Below are 16,081 nucleotides of genomic sequence, written 5' to 3'. Positions count from 1 at the left end.
GGCGCGCTGCCGAAATTTCTCAGTCATAGCTGACAGTGGGCGGATCCAGCTTTTCGATAAGCTGAAACGCCACTTCCAACACGACCCACAGCGGCATCGGTTCATCCAATCGATCCAGCCACTGTGGGTCTTTAATTAGACCGGCATCCAGCGCCTTTTTGCCAATTTCCTGTTTCCAAGCTTCCACCCTGAATCACTCCTTTTCGCGGTAGCAAATAACAACGGGAGTAGACGGATGCCTACTCTTGCCTTACGCCTCAGTATATGTCGGAGTCAGCCATTATGTTAACCGCGGCGCAGATCGCCGATATTTCAATCGTTTTCGACAGCATGTCCCAAGGGAGCGCGCGGACATTGTCTGAAAATATTAATGCCGTTAACCTTTAAACCGTTTTCACATCATGGTATACTGAAATCAGGGGCTTTTTAGGAAGCGAGTTGATGACTGTGTATTCAGAGGAATTCGGGAAATTATGGGTGAGGCTGTCAAAAGAGTTGAAGACGCAAATGGAGACAGGGCTTTCGCCGACGTTGACGGAAGGACAACTGAATGTGTTGGAACTGCTTTTGAACAGCGAGCGCATGAAGCCGTCCGACCTGATCGAGCATTTGGCGACGACGCCGGCCGCCGTAACGACGCTTCTGGACCGGATGGAAAAAAACGAGTTGATCGTACGCGAGCGGGATGAGCATGACCGCCGGATCGTATGGGTCAACGTGACGGACAAAGGAAAGGCGGAATGCGCGAGAGGGATTCGAATCCGCGAAGAAATGCTGGATTCTTACCTTAGCCGCGTTTCCGCCCATAATCAGAAACTGCTTATTTATTTGCTCGGCAAAGTCGCCGGCTGACGCCGCCGGCACAGACGCACGCAGGTGCAGGGCGGGAGTGCGCAAGCTAGTCCTCTGAGAAGAGGCTTGCAAACTCCCGCCACGGCCGCTCGTCCGGCGGCAGCGAGCGGAAGCGCAGCGTCTCTTTGAGCGTCGGATGCTCAAAGGCAAGCTCCGTCGACCAGAGCGCAAGCTGCTGGCCGGGCTTGTTCACGGCGGCGCCATAGCGCTGGTCGCCGTACAGCGGGCAGCCCGCCGCCGCGAGCTGGACGCGGATCTGGTGCGGCCGCCCGGTGTGCAGCTTGATCCGGATCAAGCTGAAACCGTCCCGGCTGCCGAGCAGCCTGTAGTCCAGCACGGCCTCCTTGGCGTCCGGCTGGCCTTGTTTGACCACGCTGACGGTATTCGTCCGCGTGTCTTTGCGCAGCCAGTGCCGCAGCGTAGCCTGCGGCACTGACGGCGTGCCGTGCACGACAGCGACGTACGTCTTGTCGAGCTGCCGGGTCCGCACCGCGTCCGATAACCGGGACGCGGCTTTTGACGTTTTGGCGAATACCATGACGCCGCCAACGGGACGGTCAAGCCGGTGCACGAGCCCGAGGTACACGTTGCCCGGCTTGTTGTGGCGGCGCTTCAGGTCGGCCTTCAGCGCGCTGAGCAAATCCAGGTCGCGCGAGTCGTCCTCCTGCGTCGGCATATTGACGGGCTTCACCACGACGAGCACGTGGTTGTCTTCATACAGAATCGGAATTTGCGCAGCGTCCGCTTCTTCGATCGGTCCGGCCAACGGCTTACGCCTCCCAGCGTCCGAGGATGCCGCAGGGCAGCATTAGCCCGGAATGGGTGATAGGCAGGCCGATTTCGCCGCTGGAAATCGTACCGCCGTGCCTCTGCTTCATCGCCATCGTCAAAATGTTGTGCAGCACGGTTGCGGAAATGCCGGTCGTGTAGGAATTCACGAGCATGAAGAGCGGCTTGTCCGTCAAAATCGACATGCACGTCTGGATGAACGGGAACAGATCGTCCTCCAGCTTCCACGTTTCGCCGTTCGGCCCGCGCCCGTAGGATGGCGGGTCCATAATGATGGCATCGTATTTGCTGCCCCGGCGCTGCTCCCGCTGCACGAATTTGAATACGTCGTCCGTAATGAACCGAACGGGGCGGCTGCCGAGTCCGGAGAGGTGCAGGTTCTCCTTCGCCCACTGCACGACGCCTTTGGAGGCGTCAACGTGGCATACCTCGGCGCCCGCATATGCGCAAGCGAGGGAGGCGCCGCCCGTGTAGGCGAACAGGTTCAGCACCTTGATCGGGCGGCCTGCGCCTTGAATTTTCTCGATCATCCATTTCCAGTTGACCGCCTGCTCGGGAAACAAGCCCGTATGCTTGAAACCGGTCGGCTTGATGTAGAACGTCAGCTTCTGGTCGTATGTAATCGTCCAGCGCTCGGGCAGCTCGGTGCGGTTCTCCCATTGTCCGCCTCCGCTGGAGCTGCGGTGATAATGGGCGTCCGCCTGCAGCCAGGACTTCGTTTCATTTTCCAAAGGCCAGATGATTTGCGGGTCCGGCCTTCTCAGCACGTAAGTGCCCCAGCGCTCCAGTTTCTCGCCTCCGCCGGTGTCGAGGAGTTCGTAATCGGCCCAATCTTTTGCAAAAAACATGCTGTAATCCATCCTTCAACTTGTATACTTGTCAAACATCCATTGTACACCATTTATTGACTTAAATCGATCTTTTCAATCAGCGCAGGAAGTTCTTTTTGGGCAAACTGCTGCATTTTTTCATTGGCCAATTGTTTGCGAAGATCGGCCTTCACGTCGTCGAACGTTTTGACGTTCCGCGCTTCCACTTTCATGACGTGGTATCCGAATTCGCTCTCGACCGGATCGCTGAGCTTGCCGACTTCCAGCTCGACGGCCGCTTTTTTAAAGTTCGCCACCCAGCCGCTTACTTGCGCGTTCTCGTACAATCCCCCTTTGTTTTTGGAACCGGGGTCGTCGGAGTATTCCTTAGCCAGCGCTGTGAAGTCGCCGCCGTTCTTCAGTTTCTGCTGTACTTCCTTGGCGCGGGCGAGCGCTTCTTCCTTCGTGCGCAGCGCTTTCCGGTCAGGACTGCTTGTATCGATCGTCGCGATCAGAATATGGCGGACGGAGGCCGTCGTATACGTATCCTTGTCGGCGGCTAAATTTGCGTCAAACTTGGCTTTTGCCTCCGCATCTGAGATACTGGAAGCAGCGGCGTTTTGCGCATTGAAATGAGTCGTCAAAAAGCCGCTTACATCCGCTTCGGTCAGCTTGGCAGCGGTCAGCGCATCAACAAATTGCTGTTCGGATTCCTTGGTTTTCCAAAGGGCAATTTGCTTATCCGCTTCTGTCTTGGCGTCGGCGGCTTCCGCTTCGGAAGCTTTGCTTGCCCAAATTTTCAACTGAATCAATTGCTTGACCATATACTCCCGGTAGCTGCGGTCGTTTGCATCCCCGGCGCCTTGCGGCTGCAGGAAGGCCAGCACGGCGATGAACTTGTCCAGTTCGCCTTCCGTCACTTGTCCGCCTTTGTACGTCGCTGCCACATGGCTCGGGTTTTTGCCGACCCAGATCGTTTCGTTCGCTTCATCCCATTCCACGGGTTTTCCCAACGCTTCGCTGACAAAACGCAGCGGAACGTAAGTGGAGCCCTCATAAATAAATCCTTTTCCTTCTGCGGGTGCTTTTTCCACGCCATCGAACATATACTTGAGATTTCGGAAGGCAACTTCAATTTGGCTGCCTGCTGCAAATGCAGCGGTCCCGCTCAACAGGGAACCGATCGTCAACCCGACGATCAGCCCTTTCATTTTGTCATTCATTGTCTATTTTCCACCTTTCAGCTCGATATATTTATACATTTCACCGGGAGGAGCGCATTTTCCTTTTTTCTTATTTGCGATTAAAGGAATTCCTTGATTTTTGTAGTATTTGTACTCTATGGAAGCAGGCTGAATCAGGGAGGGATATGGTGAAGATGAAAGAGATACCCAGTTCAGAAGATTTATTTTTGCTTCACGAAGGATCCCTTTACCACAGCTACAAGCTTTTGGGGGCGCATGTAAGCCGCACGCCCGGACAGGAAGGAGTCAGGTTCGCGGTTTGGGCGCCGCACGCCCGCAGGATCTGCATTCTCGGCGATTTCAACGGCTGGAGTTCTGGCAGCCATGTCATGGAGCGGCTCAGCACGCTCGGCGTCTGGATGCTGTTCGTGCCCGAAGCGCGGGAAGGCGATCATTACAAATACGAGATTCACTCCGCGAACGGCCGGATTGTGCTCAAAGCCGATCCCTATGCCTTTTACTCGGAGATTCGTCCGGGAACCGCTTCAAGGGTCTGCGATCTGCAAGGCTACGAATGGCAGGATGAGGCTTGGCAAAAGCGCAAGCAGGACGGATCGGCCTACAACAAGCCGCTGTCCATTTACGAAGTCCACCTGGGAACATGGCGCAAAAAGGACCGGCACAGCGAGGATTTGTACACGTACAGGCAATTGGCCGAGGAGCTCGTCGATTACGCCGCCGAGATGGGGTATACCCATATCGAGCTGATGCCGCTGGCGGAGCACCCCTTCGACCGCTCGTGGGGATATCAGGCGACCGGATATTACTCGGTGACCAGCAGGCACGGAACTCCGAAAGATTTCATGTATTTTGTGGACCGCTGCCATCAGCGGGGCATCGGCGTCATTATGGACTGGGTGCCGGGACACTTTTGCAAGGACGATCACGGTTTGCGCCAGTTTGACGGCGCGCCGCTGTACGAATATCAGGATTCGCGAAAAGCCGAGAAGCTGGAGTGGGGAACGCTGACGTTCGACTTCGGCAGACCGGAAGTCATCAGCTTTTTGATCTCCAACGCGGTATTTTGGATGGACATGTATCATATGGATGGGATACGGGTCGATGCGGTGGCGAGCATGCTGCACCTCAATTTCGGCAGGTGGTCCGAAGAGCCGATCTACAATCAGTACGGCGGTACGGACAATCCGGAAGCGGTCGCGTTTCTCCGCAAGCTGAATCAGGTGGTGTTCTCCTATTACCCTCATGCGCTCATGATGGCGGAGGATTCCACGGATTGGCCGCTCGTCACCGCCCCGGTTCACGACGGAGGTCTGGGCTTTAACTACAAATGGAATATGGGCTGGATGAACGACATGCTTCGCTATATGAAGCTGGATCCGATTCACCGGCGCTATCATCATAATTTGATCACTTTTTCTTTCATGTACACGTTCTCCGAAAATTACATTTTGCCGCTGTCCCATGACGAAGTCGTTCATGGCAAGCGTTCATTATTGCATAAAATGCCGGGAGATTACTGGCAAAAGTTCGCCAATCTGCGCGCCTTTTACGGTTACATGCTCGGACATCCCGGTAAAAAGCTGCTTTTCATGGGCGGGGAATTCGGGCAATTCGATGAATGGAAAGATTTAGAAGAACTGGATTGGTTCCTGCTGGAGCATTACGACATGCACCGCAGCATGCAGCATTACGTCAAGGAGCTGAACCGGTTTTACCTGGATGAGCCCGCCTTGTGGGAGCTGGATCACAGTCCGGACGGATTTCAGTGGATCAACCCCCACGATCAAAGCCAGAGCGTAGTCGCCTTTATTCGCAAAGGCGCAAGTCCCGCGGATGACCTCATCTTTGTGTGCAATTTTACCCCGGTCGTCCATCCGGATTACCGGATCGGCGTTCCGCGGCAAGGCGCGTACAAGGAAGTGTTCAACAGCGATTCGGTCAGCTACGGCGGTTCGGGTCAAAGCAATTCGGAGCTGCTGGCCAGCAAGCCTGAGCCGTGGCATGGTTTTCCGAACAGCTTGGCGCTCCGTTTACCGCCGCTAGCCGCTATCTATATCAAGTGTGTAGACGCAGTCCAAATCGACAATGCAGAAGGAATAGGGGGAATTCAACAATGCGAAGCAAAGAATGCGTTGCCATGCTCCTCGCCGGCGGGGAAGGCCGGAGATTAGGCGTACTGACGAACAATCTGGCAAAGCCTGCCGTACATTTCGGCGGAAAGTACCGGATCATTGATTTCACCCTAAGCAATTGTACGAATTCGGGGATCGACACGGTAGGCGTGCTGACCCAGTATCAGCCCCTGGTGCTGAACTCGTACATCGGGATCGGAAGCTCCTGGGATTTGGACCGCAAATACGGCGGCGTCACCGTGTTGCCCCCGTTCATGGAACAGAAGGGCGGCGACTGGTATAAAGGCACGGCCAATGCGATATACCGCAATATCGGATTTATCGAGCAGTACGATCCGGAATATGTGCTGGTCATCTCCGGTGACCACATTTATAAAATGGACTACGATTTGATGCTCAAGTACCATAAGCAAAAGAAAGCCGATGCCACAATCGCGGTCATTGAGGTGAAGTGGGAGGAAACGAGCCGCTTCGGCATCATGAGCGTGGATGAGCAGCAGGCGATTACGGAGTTTGCGGAAAAGCCGAAGGAAGCCAAAAGCAATCTGGCTTCGATGGGCATTTATATATTCAACTGGAAAGTGCTTAAAGATTATTTGACGCGGGATGAAGCGAACCCGGACTCCAGCAAAGATTTCGGCAAAGATATCATTCCGATGATGCTGAAGGAACAGGCGCGCATGTTCGCTTACCCTTTCGAAGGCTACTGGAAGGACGTAGGGACGATCGACAGCCTGTGGGAAGCGAATATGGATCTGCTCGACGACAATAACGGTTTAAACCTTAACGATAAAGATTGGCGGGTATATTCCTTGAGTCCTTACCAGCCGGCGCAGTATGTCGCTCCGACGGCCACCGTGCGCAGGTCGCTGGTGAACGAAGGATGCGCGATTTTCGGCGATGTTGATCATTCGGTGCTGTTTTACGGGGTACAGGTCGGCGAAGGCAGCAGCATCCGCGATTCGGTCATTATGCCGAATGCGAAGATCGGCAGCAATGTGACGATCAACAAAGCCATCATTGGTGAGAATACGGTAGTGGAGGACGGCGCGAAGGTCGACGGCAACGGCGAAATCGTTCTGATCGGCGGTAATGAACGGGTTCCAGCGAATACAAATCAGAAAGGATGATTTCGATATGAAGCATGTGATGGGCGTCATCAATTTAGTGAATGAACCTGACGATTTGGAGGAACTGACGTATTACCGCTGTGCCGCTTCCGTACCTTTTGCCGGGAGATACCGCCTGATTGATTTTACACTTTCGAGCATGGTGAATTCGGGCATTGATAATGTCGCCGTATTCACGCAGCATAAATATAGATCTTTGATGGATCATCTGGGGTCGGGCAAGGAGTGGGATCTCGACCGCAAGCGCGGGGGGCTGTTCGTGCTGCCTTCCGTTTTGGATGAGCCGACAGGAATTTCCCGCGGCGATTTGTATCAATTTTACAGCCACCGCGACTATTTTTACCGGGGAAAAGAAGAGCTCGTCATCATTTCGCGGAGCCATATGGTGTGCAACATCAATTATGTGGATGCGGTGCGTTTTCATCAGGAATCGCAAGCGGACATTACCGTTATTTACAAGCAGACGGATGAGGATGTGCAAGGAAAATTCCGCCGGCTTGCCGTCAAGGAGAACGGGCAGATCACGCTGATCGAGGATCATACCGGGCGGCTGCGCACGAACAACATCTCGATGGAAATGTACATCATGAGCAAAGCGCTGCTGCTGGATATGGTCGAGTCCTGCTTGGCGCAAGGATACGATCATCTCGTGCGTGACGGCATCATGAAAAACATCGACAAGCTGAGCGTTTACGGTTATAAATTCGAAGGGCACGTCGGCGTCGTGAATTCGATCCAGGGCTATTACAAGCACAGCATGCAGCTGCTCAATCCGGCCGTATGGCGGGAGCTGTTTTTCCAGAAAAATCTGATCTATACGAAAGTTAAGGATGAGCCGCCGGCCAAATATTTGGAAAGCGCAGCGGTCAAAAATGCGCTGATCGCCAACGGCTGCGTTGTCGAGGGCAAGGTGGAGAACAGCATATTGTTCCGCGGCGTAAAAATCCGCAAAGGCGCTTATGTGAAAAACAGCATCATTTTGCAAAACTGCGAGATCGAGGAAAATGTAATCATCGAGAACTCCATTCTCGATAAGGACGTCTTTATCAGCAGAGGCCGGGTGCTTACCGGAGACAACAAAGCTCCGTTTATCGCAGCCAAAACGAAGGTGATTTAAGCTTTTACAAATCCTCAGAGGAGTGGGACGATGAAAATATTGTTTGCCGCATCCGAAGCGGTGCCTTTTGCCAAAACAGGCGGCCTTGCTGACGTCATCGGCTCGCTGCCGAAGGAGCTTGCGCGCCAAGGGCTTGACGTGCGGGTCATTTTGCCGAAATACGGAAGCATCCCGCCGAAATATAAAGAGCAGATGGAATCCGAAGCGGTGTTCGACATCTATGTAGGCTGGAGAAAGCAGTTCATCGGCATCGATGTGCTTCAGGCAGACGGCGTTACCTTCTACTTTGTGGATAACGAATATTATTTTCTTCGTTCGGGGCTGTACGGGTACGGCGACGAGGCGGAACGGTTCGCCTTCTTCTGCCGAAGTGTCATCGAAGCGCTGCCGGTTCTCGATTTTCAACCTGATCTGATCCACTGCCACGATTGGCAGACGGGTATGATTCCGGTGCTGCTGAAGGCTCATTACAGCCATCTGCCTTTTTTTGCCCCGATCAAAACGATCACGACGATTCATAACTTGAAATATCAGGGCGTTTTCAGCCAATCGCTCATGAAAGATTTGTTCGGCCTAAGCGACGACCATTTCACCGGTACGGCACTCGAGCTGCATGGCGGAGCAAGCTTTTTGAAAGGCGGACTCCTTTACGCAGACCAGATTACGACGGTAAGCCAAACCTACGCCGAGGAGATTCAAACTCCGTATTACGGCGAATATTTGGACAGTTTGCTGCGGCACCGGAAGCATCAGCTGACCGGCATCGTCAACGGCATCGACTATGAAACGTTCGATCCGATGAATGACCCGCATCTGGCTGTCAATTACCGCGATTCTTTGCCCAAGAAGCAGCAAAACAAGCTGGCTTTGCAGGAGCGGCTCGGGTTTCCGGTCAACGGGGATACGCCGATGATTGCGCTGGTCACCAGGCTCGTACAGCAAAAAGGGCTGGATCTGATCCAGCACGTGCTTCAGGAAATATTGTCGCTCGACATTCAACTCGTCGTACTGGGAACGGGCGATTACGGCTACGAGCAAATGTTCCGCCACGCCGCGGAAGCGAACCCGGACAAAGTTGCGGCGCTCATTTATTTTGACGAGACGATGGCTCGTGGGCTGTACGCGGCATCCGATCTGTTCCTTATGCCGTCGCAGTTCGAGCCGTGCGGTATCGGCCAACTGATCGCGCTGCGCTACCGCTCGGTGCCGATTGTCCGGGAAACCGGCGGCCTGAAGGACACGGTGCTGCCCTACAATGAATTCACCGGCGAAGGAACGGGCTTCACATTCACCAATTATAACGCTCATGACATGCTTCATACGATCAGGCGGGCTGTGTTCTTCTACCAGAACGATCGCGAAGCGTGGCTGCGCATCCAGCAAAACATGAAAAAATGCGACTTCAGCTGGAAAAAGTCCGCACAGCAGTACATCGCGCTGTACAAAGAAACGATCCGCAGCCGTTAAACGCCCAAAACCGGAAGCCCTTAAGGGGGTTCCGGTTTTTTTTGCCGACCGGCTGCCGTCATACCGCGCAACACCGCGAGCTGGGAGCTGCGTGCGGTGCGAAATGCAGTCACGGCCGCCTCCATCCGGAACCGAATTCGGCGATTCCATTGCCCCAAATGCAACCGGCACCGCTAAAGATCTGCTGTAAATGCACGCTCTACTCCGGCTGAACGCTGCTTCCCCAAATCGAACACAACATTTAACGGCATATAGTGTCTGGAGGAGAGAGCGCCTCCGCTTGCAGAGCGGAGGTTTGCGGCATGGAGGTTGTAGTATAGTGACTCGCAGAGCGGAGGTTTGCGGTAGGGAGGTTGTAGTACAGAGACTTGCAGAGCGGAGGTTTGCGGTAGGGAGGTTGTAGTACAGAGACTTGCAGAGCGGAGGTTTGCGGTGCGAAGGCTTGTAGCATTGAGGCTTGCGGCGCGGGGGTTTGCGGCGCGAAGGCTTGTAGCATTGAGGCTTGCGACACGGAGGTTTGGAGCACCGAGATTTGTAAACACTGAGGCTTGTAGCGCGTAGAAAACCTGCGAGAGTGCAGCTTTTTGCTCGTGGGTACGCTAACACCGAAACAATCCTGTGCATTTCAGGCTGCCCAGAACCCCTCACGCCATAACCAGTTGCACAATCTGCCTGGTGGCGCGAAGAAAACCTGCAAAAGTACAGTTTTTGCTCGAAGGATACGCTAGCCACGAGATATTCCTGCAATTGTGCAGGCTTTTCGCCGCGAATATGGGCTCAGATTCATTTCCATCGAAAATTCCTGCACAATCGCAGGCTTTTCGCCAAAATGAACCACTTTTGCGGAAAAAACCTGCACTTTTGCAGGCTTTCTCCTTGCCAAGCCGCGATGTCCCCCCACTTCAGTGCCGGAACCCGTCCAGGAGAGGTGTGGGGCGGGGAAAAGCGGCTGTGCCCCTCTCAGGCTGCTCGAACAGGGTGTTGCGCAGAGTGTCACGACTTTCCCTCGGCAGATTGATTTATTAAGGTTACTTTTTTGCGCCCAAGGGTCTTTATAAATCTTCGGGTCATGACGATAAATACAATGCCGGATGAAAATAAAGACGGGAGGCGGTAGTGTACGATGCGCCGGACAGAAGTATGTTCGACAGACGCTGACCTGTACCTATGCATGTTGTTTCAGACTACAGTCGAAGTATGGTTTGACGGGGAGCTGGAGGATGCCGGAGCTTTGATCGAAGGCTACTCCGATGAAGTCATCAAAGTAGGCGGCGTCTATTATTTGCGGAAGCTGTGCCTGATAAAAAAATAGCCTTCATCCCCGGAGAGCGCTGTATTCGTTCGGAGTTCAATTCCAAAGGGCAGGGGGAGCAGGCAGGATGAGTCTCAAGGTAGTCATCCTTGGCGGCGGAGTAGCCGGAATGAGCGCGGCTCATGAATTGATGGAGCGCGGCTTTCAGGTTGCCGTATACGAAATGAAATCGATACCCGGCGGCAAGGCGCGGAGCATGCCGATGCCGAATTCGGGTACGGAAGGCAGGCGGGATTTGCCCGGCGAGCACGGGTTCCGCTTTTTTCCGAAGTTTTACAAACATATTACCGATACGATGAAGCGGATTCCTTACGGGGACAATCCGCAGGGCGTTTTCGACAATTTGGTGGAGGGCTCGCAGTTGGGACTGGCTTTCTTTGACCGGGCTATGCTGCCGTTCATGGCGGAATTTCCGCGGACGTTCCAGGATTGGAAGACGCTGATCAAATCTTTGTTTGACAACGGCCTCGGTCTTAGCGATTACGACGTGGAGCAGTATGTGTCCAGGCTGTGGCAGGTGATGACCAGCTGCGACGAGCGCAGGAAGTTGGAATACCAGCAGATCGCTTGGTGGGATTTCATTGAGGCCGATAAGCAGTCAGAGGCGTTCCGCAAGGTGTTCACGGGGCTGACGCGGATTTTGGTCGCGGCCAAGGCGCACGAGGCCAATACAGGCACAATCGGCACGGTCGGGGCCACGCTGATGATGGATATGGTGACGCCGGGCTCCAGCGCGGACCGGCTGCTGTGCGGCCCGACCAATGAGGTGTGGATTCAGCCGTGGCTCGATTATTTGACCTCGAACGGAGTGGAGTACCACCTGGACGCCAAGGTCGATTACATTCACTGTGCGGGCGGAATCATTACGGGCGCAGCGGTTACGCAGGGCGGCGCCACGACGATGGTGACGGGCGACTATTTTATTTCCGCGCTGCCCGTAGAAGTGATGGCGGAGCTGATTACAAGCGAGATGCTGCAGGCCGATGCGACGCTGTCAGGCATCAAGAAGCTTGCGGAGTCTGTGGATTGGATGAACGGGATTCAATTTTATTTGAATCGGGACGTACCGGTCATTCGCGGCCATGTCATTCATATGGACAGCCCTTGGGCGCTTACGTCGGTTTCGCAGGCCCAATTTTGGCCGGACGTGGATTTGGCCGAATATGGTAACGGCCTGGTCAAAGACGTGCTGTCGGTGGACATTTCGGACTGGCATACGCCGGGAATTTTGTACGGGAAGCCGGCGATGCGCTGCACTAAGGAGGAAATCAAGAACGAGGTCTGGGAGCAGACGAAAAAAAGCTTGAATGCCGGCGGATCCGTTGTGCTGTCCGACGATCAGCTCGTGGACTGGTTTTTGGACTCGGACATTCAGTTTCCGAATCCGCATGAAACGATCAATCTGGAGCCGCTGCTCGTGAACAAGGTCAACACCTGGTATTTGCGGCCCAACGCGTATACGGCGATTCCGAACTTGTATCTGGCGGCGGATTACGTGCGGACCAACACCGATTTGGCGACGATGGAGAGCGCGAATGAGGCCGCAAGACGGGCTGTCAATGCGATTCTCGAAGCCAGCTGCTCCGATGCCGATCCATGCGAAATATGGGAGATGTACGATCCCTTAGTGCTGTCGGCATGGCGCAAAAACGATCGCGACCGGTACCGGCAAGGCTTGCCGTGGGACGGGAAAATCGTTGGCTGACGAAGCGGGGAAATAGGGCCGTCCGGCTATTTCCCGGGCAAGCGCACGAACCGCTAGGTTCCGACATAAAGGAGTGCTATCCGCTGCGATAGAGCTCCTTTTTTTGTCATGAGCCGCGTTTATTTTCAGTCAAGAAACAATTAGGTATAATAGAATTTAACTTGCTTAAACGATTCCTCGGCGATTCGTGAAAAAGCTTCAGCGCTTTATCCGGTCACGGGAGATATGGAGTGTTCCTATGAATGTGCTTTCCCATCTGCCTACAGGTTTTATTGTGATCAACATCCTGCTCGCTTTGACTATTGTATTCCTGGAGCGGCGCAATGTGGCGGCAACCTGGTCATGGTTAATGGTGCTGCTCTTCATCCCCATTCTCGGATTTGTCTTGTACTTTATTTTCGGGCAAAATTTGAGCCGCAGAAAATTGTACAAATGGAACCAGTCGATGCTGGAGAGGGTGCAGACAGTGATCACTGAGCAGTCGCAGCAATTGAAGGACGGCTTGCTGCTTCGCGATCTTCCCGAGGTGCAGCCGTACAGCGAGTTGGTTTACTTGAACGTAGCGACGAACGATTCTTTTATTACGCACGACAATCAAGTTCGCATTTTTACGGACGGCGTGTCCAAATTCGACGATTTGCTGGACCGGATCGCACAAGCGCAAGATCATATTCATCTGCAGTACTATATTATAAAGCCCGATCAGCTGGGCAAAAAAGTGGTCGCGGCGCTGGCAAGAAAAGCCGGCGAAGGAGTTCGGGTCAGATTGCTGTATGACGATATCGGTTCGCGCTCGCTGCAGGACGCTTTTTTTCGGGAGCTGAGGGAAGCGGGCGGAGAGGTGGCGGCTTTTTTCCCGTCCCGCATTCCTTATCTCAATTACCGCGTCAATTACCGCAATCACCGCAAGCTGGTTGTAATAGACGGTATCGTCGGTTATACGGGCGGCTTTAACATCGGCGACGAATATTTGGGTCTGGACCGGCGGTTCGGCTTTTGGCGGGATACGCATTTGCGGTTGTCGGGAAGCGTCGTTCTGGCGCTGCAGGCCAGGTTCGTTCTGGACTGGAATCTGGCGTCGGCGTCCAAGATCGATATGGAACCGGCGTACTTCCCCGAGAGGACGGAACAGGAGGCGTCCGGCCGGGTGCCGATGCAAATTATCGCCAGCGGACCGAATGAGAAGTGGCCGCATTTTGTCCATACGTTTTTGAAAATGATTCATTCGGCCAAACGCCGCATTCTCGTGCAAACTCCGTATTTCATTCCCGAGGAAAGCTTGCTGAACGCTTTGCGGATCGCCGCGCTGTCGGGAATCGACGTAAGAATTATGATCCCGCAAAAAGCGGACCACTTGTTCGTGCATTGGGCTTCGCTGTATTTTGCCGGGGAGCTGCTGCAGGCGGGGGTCAAATGCTACTTGTACGATAACGGCTTCCTGCACGCCAAAACGATCGTCGTCGACGGCCGGGTCGCCTCCGTCGGGACGGCGAACCTGGACATTCGCAGTCTGCGGCTGAACTTCGAAACGAGCGCATTGATATACGATGCGGAGACGGCGACATCGCTCGAACATATTTTTTGGAAAGACATGGAAGGCTGCCTGGAATTGACGCTCGAAGAATACGAAAAGCGCTCGCTGCGCATCCGTTTTCTTGAATCGATTTCCAAGCTGATCTCGCCGATATTGTAAGCGAGGGGGCCCGCAGGTATGAATAGCGTACGAACCGAACAGTGCGCAGCGGAAATTATGCGTTGGGCGCTGTTTATTTTTTTAATTCCTATATTGTCAATCTTTGCATTTCGCATTATAGTAAATATTAGAACTTAATTACCGATAATTGGGAGAGTTATAGATGGTCTTCCTTTTTTTTATGCTGCTAAGCGTTATTGAAACTTCAGCGATGTATTATTTGATGTTCAAGCTTTTTAAATTTGACATTTATGTTTCGTCGATCGTTTTCGCCAGTATCATTGCCAGCTTTATCAGTTTCTCCCTCCGCGAGATGTACGGATATTTCACTCTGGATATACTTCTGCAGCTGGTGTTGACGTTCTTGTTCCTTTGGCTGATGTTCAGGGTTCATGTGTTTTATGCCGCGGTGATGGCCGCAACCGGTTTTATCGCTTATTTGCTCATTCAGACAGGCTTGTACTTTTTCATGAATGTGCTCGGCTTTATACATAACGAACCCGGCCCTAATCAGGCGACGACATATTTGTTGCAGCTTATATCTGCAATCATCGCCTGTCTCATCGGCAAGTTGATCCACTTAAGAAACAAAGGCTTCTCTTTCGTACCTCACAGCAATCACGGCTCGATTGCGCTTCGCGGCAAAAACAGGCATATTCTTCTGCTGTACGTGCCGGCGGTCATCCCTATCACACTGATTTACTATTTTGTACAGGCGCATATGAACAAATTGTTTTTCATCATTCCGGTCTCGCTCGGATTTGCTTTGCTGGCCTTATTGTCCTGGGCGAACAGAAGGGAGCTAAGCGATGATTGATAGTCTTGCCGCCCGCGCCGCAACTGCGATCAAGCGTGCAAATCCGGAGCAGACGAGCTCTGTCGAAGTGCTCCGATATGCGCTTATCATTTACATCAATACCACGTTGATCGTCGTGGAATCGCTTTTGATCGGTTGGCTGAGCGGCAAGCTGAAGGAGACGCTGCTGTGCCTCGTCGCCGTCAATGTGCTGCGGTATTTCTCGGGCGGCAGGCATGTGCGGACGACGTGGGGGTGCAATCTTGTCAGTGTCGCGATTTTTACGATCGTGCCCCATGTGCCGCTGTACCATTCTTCGCTGACGATGATAGCCAACCTCGCGAGCGTGCTTTTGGTCCTGCTTTTTGCGCCTAACATCGATTCGGAAACGAGCGTCGAAAAAGCGGCGCATCCCCGGCTTAAACTGATTTCGTTCTGCATAGTTGCCGTCAATTTTGCCGCGGGAAGTTGGCTGCTGGCACTGTCGTTTTTAATTCAGTCATTAACTTTACTGCCTGCGAAAGGAGGTGGTCATGATGAAAGCGGCGATAGCTAAAAAAATATCCGATATGCTGACTCGTTCTGCCAAAGGGATTCAAAAAAGAAACAAACCGTGCTTTGCTTCACCGAAAGTACCGCAAGAACTGAGACAGGCGAAGAATTAAATTCACTATTGGAGTTGGAAAGAAGAATGCGAGTTCTGCGTGAGGATGGATCTGTGTATGAGCTGGAAGAATCGGATATTTTGTATTTTACTATACATAGGAATGCAATTACTGTACATACGGAAACTGCATATTATCTATATCCCACGTCATTCGAGCAGATTCTTTCCGCATTCCAGCAGGCAGGCTTTGAACGTGTGGACCGGTCCTACATTGTTCATTTGAATCAGCTGAAAGGCTACAACGAAGACCGCCAATCCGTATATTTCGAAAACAATGACTTTGTGCCGGTTTCCGCCAAAAACTTGCAGCGCTTGCTCCGGCAAATGAAAGACCGAACGGATCGGAGCGAATAATACGATGGTGCAAACAAAATCCCCTCCGGGCAGATGCGAACGGAGGGGATTTT

Annotated in this window: 16 protein-coding genes and 1 pseudogene; 13 read left to right on the top strand and 4 right to left on the bottom strand. The window is 53.2% G+C overall.

The features are described from left to right. Window positions 1-19: 19 nt before the first annotated feature. Entirely contained in the window at window positions 20-187 is a 168-nt protein-coding gene (locus AC3G2T_RS17035) for a hypothetical protein (RefSeq protein ID WP_474681968.1), read from the bottom strand. 254 nt (window positions 188-441) lie between these two features. On the opposite strand from AC3G2T_RS17035, the gene AC3G2T_RS17030 reads away from it, so the two are divergent. Next, window positions 442-852 (top strand): MarR family winged helix-turn-helix transcriptional regulator, encoded by a 411-nt coding sequence (locus AC3G2T_RS17030; RefSeq protein WP_474681967.1) that lies wholly within the window; start codon window positions 442-444, stop codon window positions 850-852. 46 nt (window positions 853-898) lie between these two features. Here AC3G2T_RS17030 and AC3G2T_RS17025 read toward each other — a convergent pair whose 3' ends face one another. Genes AC3G2T_RS17025 through AC3G2T_RS17015 form a run of 3 tightly spaced genes read right to left on the bottom strand, consistent with a single transcriptional unit; the run spans window position 899 to window position 3,673 of the window. After that, window positions 899-1,618 carry an RluA family pseudouridine synthase gene (locus AC3G2T_RS17025; protein WP_488436270.1) on the bottom strand — a complete coding sequence of 240 codons (720 nt, stop codon included), beginning with the start codon at window positions 1,616-1,618 and terminating at the stop codon, window positions 899-901. 4 nt (window positions 1,619-1,622) lie between these two features. Beyond that, on the bottom strand, window positions 1,623-2,489 hold the full coding sequence (locus AC3G2T_RS17020; protein WP_488436269.1) for a class I SAM-dependent methyltransferase: 867 nt from the start codon (window positions 2,487-2,489) through the stop codon (window positions 1,623-1,625). Window positions 2,490-2,542: 53 nt separating this feature from the next. Further along, window positions 2,543-3,673, bottom strand: a complete 1,131-nt coding sequence (locus AC3G2T_RS17015) for a peptidylprolyl isomerase (RefSeq protein WP_474681964.1) — start codon at window positions 3,671-3,673, stop codon at window positions 2,543-2,545. 155 nt (window positions 3,674-3,828) lie between these two features. On the opposite strand from AC3G2T_RS17015, the gene glgB reads away from it, so the two are divergent. The 12 genes and pseudogenes from glgB to AC3G2T_RS16955 all read left to right on the top strand — a co-directional run bounded on the left by glgB (window position 3,829) and on the right by AC3G2T_RS16955 (window position 16,028). Continuing rightward, window positions 3,829-5,826, top strand: coding sequence for a 1,4-alpha-glucan branching protein GlgB (gene glgB / locus AC3G2T_RS17010; protein ID WP_488436268.1), 1,998 nt, complete (start codon window positions 3,829-3,831; stop codon window positions 5,824-5,826). After that, window positions 5,769-6,917: a glucose-1-phosphate adenylyltransferase gene (locus AC3G2T_RS17005; protein WP_488436267.1), complete on the top strand. Its 1,149-nt coding sequence runs from the start codon at window positions 5,769-5,771 to the stop codon at window positions 6,915-6,917. The genes glgB and AC3G2T_RS17005 overlap by 58 nt, the downstream gene beginning before the upstream one ends. A gap of 7 nt (window positions 6,918-6,924) precedes the next feature. Beyond that, complete coding sequence (gene glgD, locus AC3G2T_RS17000) at window positions 6,925-8,034, top strand: glucose-1-phosphate adenylyltransferase subunit GlgD (protein ID WP_474681961.1); 1,110 nt, start codon at window positions 6,925-6,927, stop codon at window positions 8,032-8,034. Window positions 8,035-8,064: 30 nt separating this feature from the next. Continuing rightward, the gene (gene glgA, locus AC3G2T_RS16995; RefSeq protein ID WP_488436266.1) at window positions 8,065-9,501 is read left to right on the top strand and encodes a glycogen synthase GlgA; all 1,437 of its coding nucleotides are present in this window, start codon (window positions 8,065-8,067) and stop codon (window positions 9,499-9,501) included. 407 nt (window positions 9,502-9,908) lie between these two features. Next, window positions 9,909-10,046, top strand: a pseudogene (locus AC3G2T_RS16990) (Cys-every-fifth RiPP peptide CefA); the annotation flags it as partial. A gap of 578 nt (window positions 10,047-10,624) precedes the next feature. Continuing rightward, complete coding sequence (locus AC3G2T_RS16985; protein ID WP_474681958.1) at window positions 10,625-10,813, top strand: hypothetical protein; 189 nt, start codon at window positions 10,625-10,627, stop codon at window positions 10,811-10,813. A 67-nt stretch (window positions 10,814-10,880) separates the two neighbouring features. Next, the gene (locus AC3G2T_RS16980) at window positions 10,881-12,518 is read left to right on the top strand and encodes a hydroxysqualene dehydroxylase (protein ID WP_488436265.1); all 1,638 of its coding nucleotides are present in this window, start codon (window positions 10,881-10,883) and stop codon (window positions 12,516-12,518) included. 238 nt (window positions 12,519-12,756) lie between these two features. Next, a complete protein-coding gene (cls, locus tag AC3G2T_RS16975) occupies window positions 12,757-14,211 on the top strand; it encodes a cardiolipin synthase (protein ID WP_474681956.1) in 1,455 nt (484 codons plus the stop codon). A 163-nt stretch (window positions 14,212-14,374) separates the two neighbouring features. Next, entirely contained in the window at window positions 14,375-15,028 is a 654-nt protein-coding gene (locus AC3G2T_RS16970) for a hypothetical protein (RefSeq protein WP_488436264.1), read from the top strand. Next, on the top strand, window positions 15,021-15,563 hold the full coding sequence (locus AC3G2T_RS16965) for an accessory gene regulator ArgB-like protein (RefSeq protein ID WP_474681954.1): 543 nt from the start codon (window positions 15,021-15,023) through the stop codon (window positions 15,561-15,563). Before AC3G2T_RS16970 ends, AC3G2T_RS16965 begins: the two co-directional genes overlap by 8 nt. After that, entirely contained in the window at window positions 15,541-15,672 is a 132-nt protein-coding gene (locus AC3G2T_RS16960) for a hypothetical protein (protein WP_474681953.1), read from the top strand. The genes AC3G2T_RS16965 and AC3G2T_RS16960 overlap by 23 nt, the downstream gene beginning before the upstream one ends. Before the next feature lie 26 nt (window positions 15,673-15,698). Beyond that, a complete protein-coding gene (locus tag AC3G2T_RS16955; protein WP_474681952.1) occupies window positions 15,699-16,028 on the top strand; it encodes a LytTR family transcriptional regulator DNA-binding domain-containing protein in 330 nt (109 codons plus the stop codon). Window positions 16,029-16,081 lie beyond the last annotated feature (53 nt).

This window comes from Paenibacillus sp. sgz302191 (assembly GCF_057749925.1).
This window is presented reverse-complemented; position numbering and strand designations above follow the sequence as displayed.